20 protein-coding genes are annotated in these 16,120 nt (G+C 73.9%); 10 read left to right on the top strand and 10 right to left on the bottom strand.

Annotated elements, in window-relative coordinates; genetic code table 11:
- The coding region (locus tag JHD21_RS13110) for a hypothetical protein (RefSeq protein ID WP_292675944.1) at window positions 1-249 on the bottom strand (249 nt) is incomplete at its 3' end.
- Window positions 250-294: 45 nt separating this feature from the next.
- Window positions 295-519, bottom strand: coding sequence for a hypothetical protein (locus tag JHD21_RS13105; RefSeq protein ID WP_292675940.1), 225 nt, complete (start codon window positions 517-519; stop codon window positions 295-297).
- 63 nt (window positions 520-582) lie between these two features.
- Between JHD21_RS13105 and JHD21_RS13100 the strand changes: the two genes are divergently transcribed.
- Window positions 583-867, top strand: coding sequence for a DUF4229 domain-containing protein (locus tag JHD21_RS13100; protein WP_292675937.1), 285 nt, complete (start codon window positions 583-585; stop codon window positions 865-867).
- A gap of 2 nt (window positions 868-869) precedes the next feature.
- Here the strand turns inward: JHD21_RS13100 and JHD21_RS13095 are convergent, their stop codons facing one another.
- Complete coding sequence (locus JHD21_RS13095) at window positions 870-1,010, bottom strand: hypothetical protein (protein WP_292675934.1); 141 nt, start codon at window positions 1,008-1,010, stop codon at window positions 870-872.
- Window positions 1,011-1,026: 16 nt separating this feature from the next.
- Complete coding sequence (locus JHD21_RS13090; RefSeq protein WP_292675931.1) at window positions 1,027-1,902, bottom strand: 1,4-dihydroxy-2-naphthoate polyprenyltransferase; 876 nt, start codon at window positions 1,900-1,902, stop codon at window positions 1,027-1,029.
- A gap of 40 nt (window positions 1,903-1,942) precedes the next feature.
- Here JHD21_RS13090 and JHD21_RS13085 point away from each other — a divergent pair, with 40 nt between their 5' ends.
- From JHD21_RS13085 to JHD21_RS13070, 4 genes are read left to right on the top strand one after another with little or no spacing between them, the layout of a single operon-like run.
- Complete coding sequence (locus tag JHD21_RS13085) at window positions 1,943-2,947, top strand: AMP-binding protein (RefSeq protein WP_292675928.1); 1,005 nt, start codon at window positions 1,943-1,945, stop codon at window positions 2,945-2,947.
- Window positions 2,944-3,882: an o-succinylbenzoate synthase gene (locus JHD21_RS13080; RefSeq protein WP_292675926.1), complete on the top strand. Its 939-nt coding sequence runs from the start codon at window positions 2,944-2,946 to the stop codon at window positions 3,880-3,882. Before JHD21_RS13085 ends, JHD21_RS13080 begins: the two co-directional genes overlap by 4 nt.
- The gene (locus JHD21_RS13075; protein WP_292675922.1) at window positions 3,879-5,438 is read left to right on the top strand and encodes a thiamine pyrophosphate-binding protein; all 1,560 of its coding nucleotides are present in this window, start codon (window positions 3,879-3,881) and stop codon (window positions 5,436-5,438) included. Before JHD21_RS13080 ends, JHD21_RS13075 begins: the two co-directional genes overlap by 4 nt.
- A 16-nt stretch (window positions 5,439-5,454) precedes the next feature.
- Complete coding sequence (locus JHD21_RS13070) at window positions 5,455-7,323, top strand: Na+/H+ antiporter (protein ID WP_292675919.1); 1,869 nt, start codon at window positions 5,455-5,457, stop codon at window positions 7,321-7,323.
- A 262-nt stretch (window positions 7,324-7,585) separates the two neighbouring features.
- Here JHD21_RS13070 and JHD21_RS13065 read toward each other — a convergent pair whose 3' ends face one another.
- From JHD21_RS13065 to JHD21_RS13055, 3 genes are read right to left on the bottom strand one after another with little or no spacing between them, the layout of a single operon-like run.
- Entirely contained in the window at window positions 7,586-8,410 is an 825-nt protein-coding gene (locus JHD21_RS13065) for an SDR family oxidoreductase (RefSeq protein ID WP_292675916.1), read from the bottom strand.
- A gap of 14 nt (window positions 8,411-8,424) precedes the next feature.
- Window positions 8,425-9,600 (bottom strand): cytochrome P450, encoded by a 1,176-nt coding sequence (locus JHD21_RS13060; protein ID WP_292675915.1) that lies wholly within the window; start codon window positions 9,598-9,600, stop codon window positions 8,425-8,427.
- The gene (locus JHD21_RS13055) at window positions 9,597-10,496 is read right to left on the bottom strand and encodes a LysR family transcriptional regulator (RefSeq protein ID WP_292675912.1); all 900 of its coding nucleotides are present in this window, start codon (window positions 10,494-10,496) and stop codon (window positions 9,597-9,599) included. The genes JHD21_RS13060 and JHD21_RS13055 overlap by 4 nt, the downstream gene beginning before the upstream one ends.
- Before the next feature lie 85 nt (window positions 10,497-10,581).
- Between JHD21_RS13055 and JHD21_RS13050 the strand changes: the two genes are divergently transcribed.
- The 4 genes from JHD21_RS13050 to JHD21_RS13035 are packed head-to-tail and all read left to right on the top strand — an operon-like array spanning window position 10,582 to window position 13,037.
- Window positions 10,582-11,391 carry an NAD(P)-binding domain-containing protein gene (locus tag JHD21_RS13050; protein WP_292675910.1) on the top strand — a complete coding sequence of 270 codons (810 nt, stop codon included), beginning with the start codon at window positions 10,582-10,584 and terminating at the stop codon, window positions 11,389-11,391.
- Window positions 11,388-11,750 (top strand): nuclear transport factor 2 family protein, encoded by a 363-nt coding sequence (locus JHD21_RS13045; protein WP_292675907.1) that lies wholly within the window; start codon window positions 11,388-11,390, stop codon window positions 11,748-11,750. Before JHD21_RS13050 ends, JHD21_RS13045 begins: the two co-directional genes overlap by 4 nt.
- Window positions 11,751-11,760: 10 nt before the next feature.
- Entirely contained in the window at window positions 11,761-12,399 is a 639-nt protein-coding gene (locus JHD21_RS13040) for an MBL fold metallo-hydrolase (RefSeq protein WP_292675904.1), read from the top strand.
- Entirely contained in the window at window positions 12,396-13,037 is a 642-nt protein-coding gene (locus JHD21_RS13035) for a hypothetical protein (RefSeq protein ID WP_292675901.1), read from the top strand. The genes JHD21_RS13040 and JHD21_RS13035 overlap by 4 nt, the downstream gene beginning before the upstream one ends.
- A gap of 6 nt (window positions 13,038-13,043) precedes the next feature.
- Here JHD21_RS13035 and JHD21_RS13030 read toward each other — a convergent pair whose 3' ends face one another.
- Together JHD21_RS13030 and JHD21_RS13025 are read right to left on the bottom strand one after the other, a co-directional pair.
- Window positions 13,044-13,649: a hypothetical protein gene (locus tag JHD21_RS13030; RefSeq protein ID WP_292675896.1), complete on the bottom strand. Its 606-nt coding sequence runs from the start codon at window positions 13,647-13,649 to the stop codon at window positions 13,044-13,046.
- 49 nt (window positions 13,650-13,698) lie between these two features.
- Window positions 13,699-14,961 carry an isochorismate synthase gene (locus JHD21_RS13025; RefSeq protein ID WP_292675894.1) on the bottom strand — a complete coding sequence of 421 codons (1,263 nt, stop codon included), beginning with the start codon at window positions 14,959-14,961 and terminating at the stop codon, window positions 13,699-13,701.
- Between the two features lie 77 nt (window positions 14,962-15,038).
- Here JHD21_RS13025 and JHD21_RS13020 point away from each other — a divergent pair, with 77 nt between their 5' ends.
- On the top strand, window positions 15,039-15,467 hold the full coding sequence (locus JHD21_RS13020) for a hypothetical protein (RefSeq protein WP_292675891.1): 429 nt from the start codon (window positions 15,039-15,041) through the stop codon (window positions 15,465-15,467).
- Here JHD21_RS13020 and JHD21_RS13015 read toward each other — a convergent pair.
- Window positions 15,455-16,120 (bottom strand): L,D-transpeptidase family protein (locus JHD21_RS13015; RefSeq protein WP_292675889.1); only part of this gene is annotated, 666 nt, incomplete at its 5' end. The two genes, JHD21_RS13020 and JHD21_RS13015, sit on opposite strands and share 13 nt — an antisense overlap.

The following is a 16,120-nucleotide window of genomic DNA, read 5'->3' as shown; positions in this document are numbered from 1 at the left end:
ACTCGCAGGGGCGGCCCGGAGCTCGGCCAGCACGGCCGACGCGGAGGGGCGGGTCAACCGCGGAGCGGCGGCCTCACTCGGGCGGGCGGCGAGAGGGACGTGCCGCGGTGCGTCGCTCGTTCCGCCGTCGTCCGGGGAGGCTGGTTCACGGGCCGCCGGGGACTTGTCCTCGGCGCGCTCGTGGTGCGCGAACCACCGCCCGAGCAGGTCGTCCGCGCCCGTGCCCGGCTGCACCGGGTCGTTGCTCATGGCCCAAAACTACGCCGCGGGACCCCTGTTTGTTCGGGGAACGGGCTAGTCCAGAGGGGCCTCGGGGTCGGGTGGCTGACGCTTCTTGCGGTCGAGGTCACGCAGGAAGTCCGGGTCGTCGTCAGGAGCGACCGGTCGGGGCCGGGGTTGCGGGCGAGGCGCGCGGCCCCTGCCCTTCGGTCGCTTGGCGATGCCGCGGCGCTCGAGGACCCGGATCAGCCCGTAGGTCAGCGCAGCGAACAGCAGCACCACCAGCATGACCTTCAGCACGCTCCCAACTTACGCCCCCGATGGTGAACCGGTCGCCGATCCGAGGGGTCGTAGGCTGGCGGCGTGAAGGAGTTCGTCGTCTACACCGGGCTGAGGATCCTGCTGTTCCTGGCCACCCTCGGTGTGGTCCTCGGTGGCTGGGTCCTGGTCGCCGACGAGGCCAACCTGCTCATCTCGGTGGTCATCGCCTTCATCGTCAGCGGGATCGGGTCCTACTACCTGCTGGAGCGCCAGCGCACGGCGTTCGCCACCCGGGTCGAGGCTCGTGCCGAGCGGGCGGCGGCCGCCTTCGAGGAGCGTCGCGCCCGGGAGGACGCCACGGAGGACGTCAGGGAGGACGCCGACTGAGCTCACTCCCGCCTGCGGTTGAGCTGCCGGTCGACCCGTGACTCGGGCTGACCCAGCAGCTTGGCCAGGAGGGGCACCCTGCGCCGCCACACGACCACTGCCGCGACGACGACGGCGACGACGATCAGGAACGTCAGCAGCATGCGACCAGCGTACGACTCAGGCCGCGAGGATCAGCGCCCCTGAGACCAGCACGGCCCAGGCGAGCTCGGCGAGACCGGTCTGCTGCAGGACCGGCACCAGGTCCGGACCCGTCGCGCCGCCGGTGACCGTGCGCACGGCCGGTGCCGCCGGCCCGAGGAACGCCAGGCCGGCCAGCGCCCACCACGTGGTCGACACCGCGACCGCCACGACCGCGGCTGCCGCTGCGAGGACCAGCAGGGCGTAGAGGGCCCGGGTCCGGTCGGGACCCAGCTTCACGGCCAGGGTGCGCTTGCCCGCCTCGGTGTCACTGGGGATGTCGCGCAGGTTGTTGGCGACGAGGATGGCGCACGCCAGCGCGCCCACACCGACCGCCGCGAACAGGGCGGGCGGCTCCCAGCTCTCCGTCTGGACGTACGTGGTGCCGACCACCGCCACCAGTCCGAAGAACACGAAGACCATGACCTCGCCCAGACCGAGGTAGCCGTAGGGCTTGGAGCCCCCGGTGTAGAACCACGCGGCCATCACGCTGACCGCCCCGACCGCGAGCAGCCACCACGCCGTCGTCGCGGCCAGGACGACACCGGCGACCGCCGCGATGCCGAAGGCGACGAACGCCGCCCTCTTCACCGCACCGGGGGTGGCGGCGCCGGAGCCGACGAGCCGCATCGGTCCCACCCGTTCGGCGTCGGTGCCGCGGATGCCGTCGGAGTAGTCGTTCGCGTAGTTGACGGCCACCTGCAGGGCCAGGCTCACCACGAGGGCGAGCAGCGCCTTCCAGGCCACGGCCTCGTCGACGTACGCCGCCACCCCGGTCCCGGCGAGGACGGGCGACACCGCGGCCGGGAGCGTGCGCGGCCGGGCGCCGGCCAGCCATTCTCCGGGGGTAGCCACGGGAAGGGATTCAAGCACCACCCCGGAATAGGGTCGCCACGTGACGCCTGCCGGGACGACGAGCGAGGTCGTCGCCGCCGTCGCCGCCTGGTTGGTCGCGGACGACGACGAGCCGGTCGTGGTCCAGACGTCCGGCTCCTCCGGTGAGCCCAAGCGGGTGGTCCTCTCCCGCGCAGCGGTCCTGGCGTCGGTCGCGGCGACCGAGCGTCGGCTGGGCGGCCGAGGGCGCTGGCTGCTCGCGCTGCCGGCGACCTACGTCGCGGGGTTGCAGGTGGTCGTCCGCTCGTTGGTGGCGGGCCGGCCGCCGGCACTGCTCGAGGAGCACGGCTCGGTCGCGGCCGCCGTCGCCTCCGGGGGGCTCGACTACGTCTCGCTGGTGCCCACGCAGCTCCACCGGATGCTCGGGGACGAGGCCGAGACCGGCGCGCTGCGCACGTTCCGGACGGTGCTGCTCGGCGGGGGGCCGGTCGACCCGAGCCTGCGGGAGCGGGCCGCCGGGGCAGGGGTCACGGTGGTGGCGACGTACGGGTCGGCGGAGACCGCGGGCGGCTGCGTCTACGACGGGGTCGGCCTGGATGGTGTCGGCCTGGCCGTCGACGGCGACGGCCGGCTCCGGATCGCGGGGCCCATGCTGTTCGACGGGTACGACGGCGACCCCCGCCTCACCGCGCAGGTGCTGGTCGACGGCTGGTTCCTGACCTCGGACGCGGCGCGGATCGACGAGGACGGGCGCCTGCACGTGCTCGGCCGGGTCGACGACATGGTGGTCACGGGCGGAGTCAACGTGCCGGCCCCCGCGGTGGCCCGCCGGCTGCGCGCGCATCCGGCGGTGGTCGACGTCGAGGTGCTCGGGGTGCCCGACCCCGAGTGGGGCAACCGCCTGGTGGCCTTCGTCGTGGGCGCGCTCGACCTCATCGGCGCCCGCGACTGGGTCGCGGCGGAGCATCCGCGGGCGTGGGCCCCGCGCCAGGTCGTGGTGCTTCCGGCGATGCCGATGCTCCCCAACGGCAAGCCCGACCGGGTGCGCCTGCGGGAGCTCGCATGAACGTCTTCTCGATCCCGCTGCGCACCCGCTTCCGCGGCATCACGCTCCGCGAGGGGATGCTCCTGCGCGGCCCGGGGGGCTGGGGCGAGTGGAGCCCGTTCCTCGAGTACGACGCGCGCGTCGCCGAGCCGTGGCTCCGCTGCGCCGAGGAGGCCGCGGCCGGCGACTGGCCGGCGCCCGTTCGCGACCGGGTGGCCGTCAACGTGACCGTGCCGGCGGTCGGTCCCGACCAGGCGCACCGGATCGCCGCCGCCGGTGGCTGCCGCACGGCCAAGGTCAAGGTCGCCGAGCCGGGCCAGGCGCTGGCCGAGGACGAGGCCCGGCTGGAGGCGGTCCGGGACGCGCTCGGGCCCGACGCCGCGATCCGCGTCGACGCCAACGGCGCGTGGTCGGTGGACGAGGCGGTCGCCGCGATCTCGGCCCTCGACCGGGCCGCCGGGGGCCTCGAGTACGCCGAGCAGCCCTGCGCCTCCGTCGAGGACCTGGCCGCTGTACGCCGCCGGGTCGCCGTTCCGATCGCCGCGGACGAGTCGATCCGGCGAGCCGAGGATCCCTACCGGGTCCGCGACCTCGAGGCCGCGGACATCGCCGTGCTCAAGGTCCAGCCGCTCGGCGGGGTGCGGGCCTGCCTGCGGATCGCCGAGGACATCGGCCTGCCCGTCGTCGTCTCCTCCGCCCTGGAGACGTCGGTCGGGATCGCCGCCGGGATCGCCCTGGCGGCCGCGCTCCCCGAGCTGCCCTACGCCTGCGGGCTCGCGACCGTGCAGCTGCTCACCGCCGACGTCGTCGCCGAGCCGCTGCTGCCGGTCGACGGGTTCCTGCCCGTGGGCAGACCGCGCGTCGACCCGGCCGCGGTCGACCTCCTTGTCGCCCGGCCCGAGCGGGTGGCGCACTGGCAGGCCCGGCTGGCCGAGGTGCGAGGGTGGGTCCCGTGACCAGCACCGACCTCGCGCGGGCCGTCGTCACGGCGCTCGTGGAGGCCGGAGTGACCGAGCTCGTCGTGGCCCCGGGCTCGCGCAACGCGCCGCTGTCCTTCGCGGCGTACGACGCGGCCGAGGCCGGGCTGGTGCGGCTGCACACCCGGATCGACGAGCGCAGCGCCGGGTTCCTGGCGCTCGGGCTGACCAAGGTCGGCGCGCGGGCCGCCGTGGTCTGCACGTCCGGCACGGCGGTGGCCAACCTGCACCCGGCGCTGTTGGAGGCGGTGCACTCCGCGGTGCCGCTGGTCGCGGTCACCGCGGACCGCCCCGAGCGGCTGCGGGGGACCAGTGCCAACCAGACGACCGAGCAGGTCGGGGTCTTCGGGTGGCTGGTCCCGGTCGTCGACCTGGCCGACGGCGGCCCGCCACCGGTGGTGGGCGACGGACCGCTGCACCTCAACGTGCAGCTCGACGAGCCCCTCGTGCCGACGGACCGCTGGCACCCCGAGGCGCGGGTCGTCGACCGGCCCGAGCGGGTCCGACCCATCCCCGAGAACCTCGAGCTCGGTCCGCGCACAGTCGTGGTCGCCGGTGACGACGCCGGCCCCGGGGCACGGGTCCTGGCCGAGCAGGCCGGCTGGCCCCTCCTCGCCGAGCCCAGCAGCGGTGCCCGCAACGGCGCGAACGTGGTGCGCTGCTACCGGCTGCTGCTGGACGGCGAGCTCGGGCAGCAGGTCGAGCGGGTCGTCGTGGCCGGCCACCCGACGCTCTCCCGACCCGTGACCCGGCTGCTGTCGCGCGCCGACGTCGAGGTCGTCGACCTCACGGCCGGTGGTCTCCCGCGCCCCTTCGCGGTCGCCCGCGAGCTGGCGGGTGCCCGGGTGGAGGGCTCCGACCCGCCGGCGTGGCTGGACCGCTGGCATGAGGCGGACCGCTCGCTGGCCCGGCAGCTCGACGCCCTGCTCGCGGCCGAGCCCGCCCTGACGCCGTACGCCGTCGCAGGAGCGGTCAGCCGGGCGGTGCCGGCCGGCGGCCTGCTCGTCCTCGGGGCGTCCAGCCCGGTCCGCGACCTCGACCTGATGGCGACCGGCTACCCCGTGGGGGAGCGGCGCAAGGTGGTCGCCAACCGCGGCCTGTCCGGCATCGACGGGACCGTGTCCGCCGCGATCGGGGCCGCGCTGGGCCGGCCACAGGGCCCCCGCAACCTCGCACTGATGGGCGACGTGACGTTCCTGCACGACAGCAACGGGCTGGTCCTCGGGCCGGAGGAGCCCCGACCGGACCTCACCATCGTGGTCGTCAACGACGACGGCGGGTCGATCTTCTCGATGCTCGAGCAGGGCGCACCCGAGCACGCGCACGCCTTCGAACGCCTCTTCGGCACCCCGCACGGCGTCGACCTGGCGTCGCTGTGCGCGGCCACCCGCACCCCGCACTGGCGGGTCGACGGCCTCGCCGAGCTCGAGCACGCCCTGGCCAACCCCAACGGCGGCATCGAGGTCGTCGAGGCGATGGTCGGCCGGAAGGACCGCCGTTCACTGGACGAACGGATCCGGGGTCTCACGCCCTAACTGACAGGATTCGCGGGTGGAGATCACCCTGCTCCTGTGCGGCATGGCGGTGGCCGTGCTCGTGGCGAGCTCGATCGCGGAGCGTTTCGACCTGCCGGCGCCGCTGCTGCTCGTCGTGGTCGGCGTCGCCGCCTCCTACGCACCGCAGGTGCCGCAGATCTACCTCTCCGAGGAGGTCGTGCTGTTCGGGCTGCTGCCGCCGTTGCTCTACGCGGCGGCGCAGAACACGTCCCTGGTCGACTTCAACGTCAACCGCCGGCCCATCCTGCTCCTGTCGGTGGGGCTGGTCGTCTTCACCGCGGTCGGCGTCGCCGCCGTCACCAAGCTGTTGCTCCCCGATCTCCCCTGGGCGGTGGCGCTGGCGCTCGGTGCGGTGGTGGCTCCACCGGACGCGGTGGCCGCGACGGCGATCGGGCGGCGGATCGGGTTGCCCCGCCGGATCACCACGATCCTCGAGGGCGAGTCGCTCCTCAACGACGCGACCGCCCTGGTCGCTCTGCGCACCGCGCTCGCGGTCGCGGCGGGCAGCGGGCTGGATGCGGTCGAGGTCGGGGTCGACTTCGTCATCGCCGCGGGCGGCGGGGTGCTGGTGGGAGTCGTCTTCTTCTTCGTCGTGGCGAAGGTGCGCCACTACGTCGTCCGGGACCCGGTCATCGACGGCGCCATCTCGCTGGTCGTGCCGTTCGCGGCGTTCGTCGCCGCCGAGGAGATCCACGCCTCAGGGGTGCTCGCGGTGGTGTTCGCCGGGCTGCTGCTCGGTCACAAGGCCCCCGTCCTCCAGTCCGCCCAGTCCCGGATCGCCGAGCGGCTCAACTGGCGGATGGTCGCGTTCTTCCTGGAGAACGCGGTCTTCCTGCTCATCGGCCTGCAGGCCTGGTGGATCGTGGAGGGGGCGGTCGACAGCGACCTGGGCGCCGGACGGATCGTGGCCCTGTGCGCCGCCACGCTCGGAGCCTGCATCGCGCTGCGCCTGCTCTGGGTGTTCCCGGCCCGCTACCTGATCGTCCGGCCCGGGCCGGAGCGCGCCGGCGGACCGCGCCCCCCGTGGACGTTCACGTTCATCCTGGGCTGGGCGGGGATGCGCGGGGTCGTGACCCTGGCCGCGGCTTTCGTCATCCCCGAGGAGACCGAGTACCGCGAGGTGCTGCTGCTGATGGCCTTCACGGTGGTGGCCGGAACGCTGTTCCTGCAGGGCACCACGCTGCCGATGCTCGCCAGGCGGTTCAACGTCCCGGGGCCCGACCCGGCCGAGGACGCGCTCGCCCGGGCCACCTTGCTCCAGCAGGCGTCGAAGGCGGCGCTCCACGAGCTCGACGACCTCGAGTACGACGACCGGGTCGGCGTGGTCGACCTGATCCGGCAGCGGCTGGACCAGCGCAACTTCGCCGCCTGGGAACGGCTGGCCACCGTCGAGGACCGGGAGTCGCCGAGCGACCTCTACAACCGGATCCGGCTGGCGATGCTCGAGGCCGAGCGACGGCGGGTCCTGGAGATCCGCAGCGCTGGGACCGTCGCCTCGGAGGTCGTCGCGGACGTGCTCGCCATGCTGGACGTCGAGGAGTCCATGCTCGACATCGCCACCGAGGAGCGTCGTGAGGTGCGGGACTCGCTGTCGCTGCGGCGTACCGGTGACTCCTGCCCGGACCTCGAGGCCTACCCGGCGGTCGAGACCGTTGCCGACCCTGTCTGCCGGACCTGCCTGGACGAGGGCCTGACCTGGGTGGCCCTGCGGCAGTGCCTGGTCTGCGGGGAGATCGGGTGCTGCGACTCCTCACCCGGGCAGCACGCCACCGGTCACTTCCACGAGACGGGGCACGCGGTGATGGAGTCGGCTGAGCCGGGCGAGGACTGGCGCTGGTGCTACGTGCACCACACGACTGCCTGATACCCCCGCGAGCTTCGGCCCCCAGGCCGCGACGAGGCTCGCTCCGCTTCGCGGGCTCCGCACTCGTCGCGGCCGCGGGGGCCGATCGCGGGGTGCGCGCGCTCCGCGCGCCATCGCTCGCGTCGGTCGCTGCGCTCCCTTGCTCGCACGGAGCCACGTGACTGCGTTCCGCCTGCGCTCGCTTCTGCGCTCCCTGCTCGCACGGAGCGATGTGGCCGCGATCCGGCGCGTTCGCAGCGCTGGCTGGGGGTTGCGTCTCGCACTACTCGCCGCGGAGCGCCTGTTCCAAGGTCCGGGCGGGGTGGCCGGTCAGGCGCAGCACGTCGTCGGTGACCGCCGCGCAGGACCCGTCGGCGATCGCGGTGTAGGTCGACACCCAGGCGTCGAGCTGCCAGTCCTCGGCGCCGTACGCCGCCCGGCGGGAGGCGTAGGCCTCCTCGACCGTCTCCTCCTCGTAGCGCAGGTCGCGGCCGAGCACGGCCCCGGCCCGCTCCGCGACCTCCGCCAGCGTGAGGGCCTCCGGACCCGTGAGGACGTAGGTCGCGTCGGCGTGCGCGGCCGGGTCGCGCAGGACCACCGCGGCCACGTCGGCGACGTCCCGCCGGGCCACGGCGGCCACCCGACCGGCCCCGGCCGGCCCGCGGATCGCGCCGCCCTCGTCGGCGAACCAGGGCAGCAGGTCGGCGTAGAAGTTGTCGCGCAGGAACGTGAACGTCATCCCGGACTCGCGGATCGCGAGCTCGGCGTCGTGGTGGTCGCGACCCAGGGTGAAGGTGGCGTCGGGAGCCGCTCCCGCGAACGAGGTGTAGACGACGTGCCGGACGCCGGCGTCGACGGCGGCCCCGATGAAGGTGCGGTGCTGGTCGCGCCGGTCCCGCGCCTCGCCGGCCGAGACCATGAACAGCACGTCGACGCCGTCGAGCGCGGCCACGGCCGCCTCCCGGTCGGCGTACTCGGCCGTCCGCACCTCGAGCCCGAGGCCGGGTGCTCGGGCCGGGTCCCGGACGACGAGGCGCGGTCCGAGGTCCGCGAGGGCCCGCGCGACGAGGCCTCCGACGGCGCCGGTGGAGCCGGTGAGGGCGAGCATGCGGACCTCCCTGGTCAGGACGGGCTGAACCTGATCGGGAACCGGACTGCGCCGGTGTTCCCGGAGACCGGTAACCACTCGCCCGGGCCGTCACATTCCGCGTCCGGCATCCGCCGGGCCAGCAGCGGCAGCGCCACCGCCATGTCGGTGCGGGCCACGAAGTGGCCCAGGCAGTGGTGGATGCCGGCGCCGAAGCCGTGGTGGGGCGCCCGGTCCGTCGCGGTGATGTCGAACCCGGGCTCCGCGACGGCCCGCGGGTCGGTCCCGGCCGCGTGCGAGAGCACCTGCACGATGCCGCCGGCGGGGATGTGGAGACCCTGCAGGTCGACGTCCTCGATGGCCTCGCGGGTCACCCAGGTCACGGTGGGGTTGACCCGCATGACCTCCTCGACGGCGGCGGCACCGAGCTCGGGGCGCTCGCCGAGGAGCCGCCACTGGTCCGGGTGCCGCAGCAGGGTCTGCAGCGCCAGGCCCAGCTGGTTGCGGGTCGTCTCCATCCCGGCGAACGCGAGGAACACCAGGGCCACCGAGAGCTCCCGCTCGGTGAGCTCCTCGACCCGGACGAGCGTCGAGACCAGGTCGTCGCGCGGCCGGGCCCGCCGGTCGGCGACCACCTCGTCGACGTACGCCGTCAGCCCCGCCAGGGCCGCCTCGATCCGCGGTACCTGCCGGCCCACGTCGATGGAGAACGACGCTCCGAGGTCATCGGCCCAGTGCGCGACCTGGCGCCACTCCCCGTCGTCGCCGGCGGGCAGCCCGAGCAGCAGGCAGATGATGCGGGCGGCGTAGGGCTCGGCGAACTCGGAGATGAACTCGACCTCGCCGCGCGGGGCGAACCCGTCGACCAGCTCGTCGGCGAGTGCCTGGAACGTCGGCCGCATGGCGGCGACGACGCGGTTGCGGAACGCCGGCACGAGCAGGCGCCGGATGCGGCTGTGGTCGTCGCCCTCCAGGCTGAGCAGGGTCTCCTTCCACCAGTCCGCGAACGGACCACCGTGGACGCCGTTCTGCTCCGGCCAGCGGGCGTTGCCCTGGCGGAAGCGGCGGTCCCGCAGCACGGCGCTCGCCTCGTCGTACCGCAGCACCGCCCAGCCCCAGGTCGTCTCGACGTACCAGCTCTCCTCGCGGGCGGCGTGGACCGCCGGCGAGGTGACGTCGAAGGCCGGGTCGCCGAGGTCGAAGAGCGTCACCGCTGGATCGTAGGGGCGGCGGACACGAGGGCCGTGACGAAGGTGCCCACCTCGTCGCGGTGCCGCGCCGGGCTCGCGTGGTGCACGGCGAAGACGGACCGGGTCGGCGGGTCCGCCAGACGGCGGACGGCGACCCGGTCGGGCACGGACCCCAGCATCAGCCGGGGAACCAGGGCGACGGCCTGGCCCGCCGCCACCAGCGCGACCTTGCCGGCGAGGTCGCCGGCCTCCATCTCGAGCCGCGGCTCGAAGCCGGCCCGGCCCGCGGCGGACAGCAGCAGGCGTTCGGAGCCGGGGTTGTCCTCGACCCAGACCTCGTCAGCCAGCCGCGACAGGTCCAGCCGGCGCCTGCCCTTCGCCGCCGGGTGGTCGTGTGGCAGCACCGCGCACAGCTCGTCGTCGAGCAGGTGGTGCCGGCGCAGCAGGCGTGAGGACGGCAGCCCCGGCGGGTAGTCGGTCACCACGGCGACGTCCAGGTCTCCCGCGAGCAGCAGGTCCTGCAGCACGGGCGACACCGCGGACCGGAGGGTGCACCGGTGCGACGGCACCTGCTCCACGAAGGCGCGGATCGCCGCGGGGACCAGGCCGACGGTCGCGGACGGGACGGCTCCGACGGCCAGGCTCGGTCCGCGACCGGTGAGGGCGGCAGCCACGGCCTCGCGGGCTCGGGAGGTCTCGTGCACCACCAGCCGCGCGTGCCGCAGCATGGCCTCGCCGGCCGCGGTCGGGCGGACGCCCCGGGGCAGCCGCTCGAGCAGGCGCGCGTCCATCTCGTGCTCCAGGGTCGCGACCTGCCGGGAGACCGCCGACTGGGTGTAGCCGAGCTCGTCGGCCGCCGCCGAGATCGAGCCGCGGTCGCAGACGGTCACGAAGCTCAGCCACGCGGCGTACGACACCCGGCGATCATGACATGCGGCTAACGCATGGCGGCGTGCGAATTCGTCGCTTGCCGCATACCGAGTCCGTGGAGAGAGTGGTCCGGTGAGGAGAGTGAGCATCCTCGGCCTCGGCCGGATGGGTCTGGCCGCGGCCGAGCGGTACGCCGCCGAGGACTGGGCCGTCACTGCCTGGTCGCGCGGTGGACGCACGGTCCACGGCGTGCGCAGCGCAGCGTCCCCCGGCGAGGCCGCCGGCCGCGGTGACCCCGTGGTGTTGTTCCTCTTCGACGGCCCCTCGTGCCTCGAGGTCCTGGCCGCAGCCGTCCCGGGCCTCCGGTCGGGCACCCTGGTCGTCAACACCGCGACGACCGCGCCCGACGAGGCCGAGCGCTGCGACCTGCTGGTGCGCGACGCGGGCGGTCGCTACGTGCACGCGCCGGTCCTCGGCTCGGTGCCGGCGGTCCGCGCGGGCACGCTCGTCGCGTTCGCCGGCGGCGCCGAGGACGACGTCGACGAGGCCGCGGACGTGCTCGCCCCGCTCGTGCGCGAGCTGGTCCGGGTGCCGGCGCCGGGCCGGGCCGCCGCCCTCAAGCTCGTGGCCAACACCAGCCTCGGTGGTGCGCTGGCCGCCCTCGCCGAGACCCTCGAGGTGGCCCAGGGCCTGGGTGTCGAGCGCGTCGAGGCGCTCGAGGTGCTGGCTCGCGGCCGGCTGGCGGGCGTGGTCGACGGGTCCCGGCACCGGCTGCTGGGGCTGGACCGGACGCCGGCGCACTTCACGCTTGCCGCGCTCGCCAAGGACCTGCGCCTCGCGCGGGACGCGTCGGGGGTCGAGCCGGCGGCGCTGGTCCGGGCGGAGGCGGCGCTCGATGGCGGTGCACCGGCCGATGGCGACATCACGGAGCTGGTCCGATGACGACGTACGACCCGGAGGGCGTGCTCGTGCCGCTGCGTGCCTACGCGGCCGGCCACGCCACGGGTGACCCCGCCTACTTCCGGACCGCGTTCCTGCCGACCGCGCACGTGGAGGGCATCCGGGACGGGGAGCTCGTGTCGTGGGACCTCGACGACTACTGCAGCAGGTTCACCGGTGCGTCGGCGCCCGACGAGTCCGACCGGGTCCGGACGATCGACCAGGTGACGGTCACGGGATCGGTGGCGACCGCGGTGATGACCCTGCGGCACGGCCCCGAGACGTTCACCGACATGTTCGTGCTGCTCGAGCGGGAGCCCGGCGTCTGGAGGATCGCCAGTAAGGCCTACCACCGGTCGTAGGGTCGGCCGCATGCGGATCACGAAGCTCGGGCACTCCTGCGTCCGGGTCGAGCACGACGGTGTGACCGTCGTGATCGACCCGGGGATGTTCACCGAGGCCGAGGCGGTCGACGGCGCGGACGCCGTGCTCATCACCCACGAGCACCCCGACCACTACCTGGCCGACCACCTGCGAGCCACCGAGGCCCCGATCTGGACGATCGACGCGGTCGCTCGGCGGATCCGCGACGACGCCCCCGACGTCGCCGAGCGGGTCACGGTGGTCGCACCTGAGCAGTCCTTCGACGTCGGCCTGCCGGTCCGGGCCGTGGGCGAGCTGCACGCGGTGATCCACCCCGAGCTGCCGCGCTTCGACAACAGCGGCTTCGTGCTGACGGTGGGGGAGACCCGGGTCTACCACCCGGGCGACGCACTGGCCCTCCCCGGCGGTCCCGTCGACCTGCTGTGCGTCCCCGTGTGCGCACCATGGATGAAGGTGTCCGACGGCATCGACTTCGCGCGTGAGGTGCGGGCACCGCGCAACCTGGCGATCCACGACCGCGTCTACTCCGAGGCCGGCCTCGGCATCGTCGACGGCCACATGAACCGCTTCCTGCCCGCCGAGGGACTGGAGTACGTTCGGCTCGCCGACGGGAAGGACCTGCCATGACGGAGACCCCGAGCCCCACCCCTGGGCCGAGCGTCACCGAGCTCGAGAAGCAGCTCGCCGAGGCCGCCGCCCGGGTCGCCCAGGTCCAGGCCGAGCTGAGCCAGGCGCGTGCCGCCGACCCCAACCTCCCCGACGTCCCGGTGCCGTACGCCGGAAACGCGCCGGTGGTGATGATCAACGGCCAGCAGGTGCCCGCCGGTCAGGCGGTGGACATCAGCGCGATGCTGGGCGGCTTCTTCGGTGGGGCCGGTGCGGCCGGTGCCACCGTCGCCGCGGACGGGAGCCAGGTCATCAACATCCCACCGGTGGTGGCCGTCAACGGCCAGGTCGTCAGCGGTGGCCAGCCGGTCGACCTGTCGAGCATCGTCGGCCCGGAGGCGGTGGCCCAGATCCGCAGCTCGCTCGAGCAGCTCGGGCTCGGTGGCCAGCTCGCGGGTCTCTTCGGAGGCATGACCCCGACGACACCGGCCACCAGCCCGCCACCGTCCGGGTCGATGCCCGGTCCGGCGCCGGCGCTGCCCTACGCGTCAACGCCCGGCGAGGTCACCGGTTCCGGCAACAAGGCGCTCGCCTGGCTGGCCGCGGTCCTGGTGCTCGGGCTGATCGGTGTCATCGTCTACCTGATGATCACCGGCTGACGGACATCAGGCCTCGGCGCCCCACTCCACGTCGACGTCGGAGGCAGGGTCGCCGTAGCCGTACTCCGCTGCCAGGGAGGGACGGACGCTCACCCGCCACCTGCCCTTGGTGAGCCGCACCAGGTCGTCGCTCCGGTAGTCAGCGCGCCATCCCTGGGACTGGAGGCTCTCGACGAGCTGCTCGCTCGCCTCCGCGGGACCGAGCGCGGGGTCGTCGGCGGCGTACTCGACCTCCACGATGGGACAGCCCTTGTAGCACCAGGTGTTGCCACGCGCCTCCTCGTCGAGGACCGTGAAACCGCCGAGGTCCTGGTCGTCGACCATGTCGAGGATGCGGCCGTGATCCGGGGGCGCGTTCCACCAGAGGAGACCGCCGAGGGCCAGGGCCGCGACGAGCGAGACGACGTATCCGACGCGGCGTCGCGGGCCGAGGGCGACGAGCGAGCCCACCGTCAGGCAGGGGAAGAGCACCGCCGCGCTGAAGAGCCAGCCCCACGAGGGCGAGGCCAGTCCGAGGAAGGTCACTGTCAACGCGGCGAACCCGCCGAGCCCAGCGGCCAGAACGAGGCCGAAGACCACGCGGACGGGTTGGACGGGTCGGACGTCGCTCATGGTGACCACCGTCCCCGATCTCGAGGGCCGGCGTCGTGAGCCGGACTACTCAGCCCAGCGCGTCGCGGACCGGGACGAACTTGGCCTGCGCCTCAGCCAGCTCCGCCTCGGGGTCGGAGTCCGCGACGATCCCGCAGCCGGCGAACAGCCGGACCGTCGAGCCGTCCAGCACGCCCGAACGCAGCGCGATCGCCCACTCGCCGTCGCCGGTGGCGTCCATCCAGCCGACCGGTCCGGCGTACCGGCCCCGGTCCATGCCCTCGATCTCGGCGATCAGCCGGGAGGCGGTCTCGGTGGGCGTCCCACCGACCGCGGCCGAGGGGTGCAGCGCCTCGGCCAGCTGGAGCGACGAGACGGTGTCGGCGTCGTGCACCACGCCGGCCACGTCGGTCGCCAGGTGCATCACGTTGGGCAGGTGCAGGACGAACGGCGCCTCGGGCACGTTCATCGACGAGCAGTGCGGGTCGAGGGCGTCGGCGACCGAGCGCACGGCGTACTCGTGCTCCTCCAGGTCCTTGGACGAGTGGGCCAGGGTCGCGGCCAGCGCCATGTCCCGGTCGTCGTCGCCGGTCCGCCGGATGGTCCCGGCGAGCACCCGCGAGGTGACCAGCCCGCGCTCCCGGCGTACCAGCATCTCCGGGGAGGCGCCGAACAAGCCGTCCACGTGGAAGGTCCAGCAGGTCGGGTAGCCCTCGGCCAGCCGCCGCAGCGGCCAGCGGACGTCGAGAGGCTGGTCCGCCGTGGCGATGAGGTCCCGGGCCAGCACGACCTTCTCCAGGTCGCCCGCGCCGATCCGGGCGACGGCGTCGGCGACCACGCCCATCCACTGCTCACCGTTGAGGGCACCGTCGGCGAAGACCAGTCCCTCCGGTGGCCGCGGCGGCTCGGCCAGCGTCACCGTCGCGGCCGCGTCGAGAGCGCCCCGCGACACCGTGGTCAGCCAGGTCCGGTCGCCGCGGCGGCCCACGATGACCTCGGGCACGACCAGCATCGAGCTGCCCGGCTCGTCGGCGAACGCGAACGTGCCGAAGCAGACCAGGCCGGTGCCGGGCTCGTCGACCTCGTCGCGGACGACCGCGTGGGACGTCGTCTCCGTCCACCACTTCGCGGCGTCGGAGAACCGGGTCGCGCCGGCGGTGTGGATCTCGGCGGCCCGTCCCCAGCCGACCAGGCCGTCGCCCCGGCGCAGCCAGGTGACCGGGTGCTGTGACGGGAGGAGGTCGAGCAGCGACGACTCCGGAGGCAGGTCCAGCGGGATGGTCCTGACGACCAGGGGGAGGGGGAGCCCCGCCTGCTCGGCACTGGTCGTCACGATCCGAAAGCGTACGACCCATCACGTTGGGTGCGTGAACTCATGCAGGCCGCTCCCGCTCACGGTGTGATGGGCTCGTGACCCCCAGCCGGCGCCTCCTGCGGTCCGCCATCCTCTCCGCGCTCGCCGTCGCCGGCAGCACCGCCGTCGTGCTCGTCGCCCTGGCCGTCGCGTCCGGCGTGACGGTGCGGCCCGGCACGATGGACAGCCACGACACCGAGTTCATCGACGGGGCCGTCCTGCAGCTGTCCTGGCTGACCGCACCAGTGCTGGGGATCGCGGCGTTCTACTCGATCCGGGTCGCGTTGCTCGGCACCGTCGGCGTCGCCGTCTCCCAGTTCTGGGCCATGGCCGAGACCGTCGACCGCTACCAGGAGTCGGGCGAGGGTGACGGCCTCGAGGCGATCGGGTACCTGTTCGCGGGCGGCGTGACGTTCCTCTGCCTGCTGCTCGTCCTCGTCTGCGGCCTGACGGGGTGGGCCCGACGCACGCCTCAGGACCAGTAGACGACGACCTTGTCGCCGACCTCGACCTGGTCGAACAGCCAGGCCACGCCGTCGTAGTCGCGGACGTTGACGCACCCGTGCGACGCGCCGTTGTAGCCGACCGACGCGAAGTCCGGCGAGTAGTGCACGGCCTGGCCGCCGGAGAAGAACATGGCGAAGGGCATGTCGGTGTCGTAGAGCCTGGAGTGGTGGTCCCGGCTCTTGTAGCCGACGTGGAACAGGCCCTCGCGGGTCGGGGTGGACGGGCCGCCGAACCGCACGTCCATGGTCTTGACGACCTTGCCGTCGACGACCCAGCGGATGGTGCGGCTGGTCTTGTCGACACACATCGCCCGGCCGGTGCGGCACCGTGCGTCGAGCGCCCCGGGCACGTTGCCGAGGTTGTGCAGCTCGGCGTGGGTGGGCGTGGTGCTCATCTGGCGCAACCGCTTCATCGTGCGCCGGTCGACCTCGCCGGTCGCGTCGAAGCCGCGCTTCTCCTGGAAGCCGCGCACGGCCTCGGTGGTCGCCTCGCCGTAGACGCCGTCCACGTCGGGGAAGTACCACGCCAGCTGCTTGAGCCGGGCCTGGAGGTCGCGGACCTCGTCGCCCTCGTCGCCGGGCTCCAGCAGGGGTGGGACGGGCAGCGGCTTCGGGGGCGTGACCACCACCGG

The organism is Nocardioides sp. (assembly GCF_016462705.1).
In the GTDB taxonomy this organism is placed as follows: Bacteria; Actinomycetota; Actinomycetes; order Propionibacteriales; family Nocardioidaceae; genus Nocardioides.
This window is presented reverse-complemented; position numbering and strand designations above follow the sequence as displayed.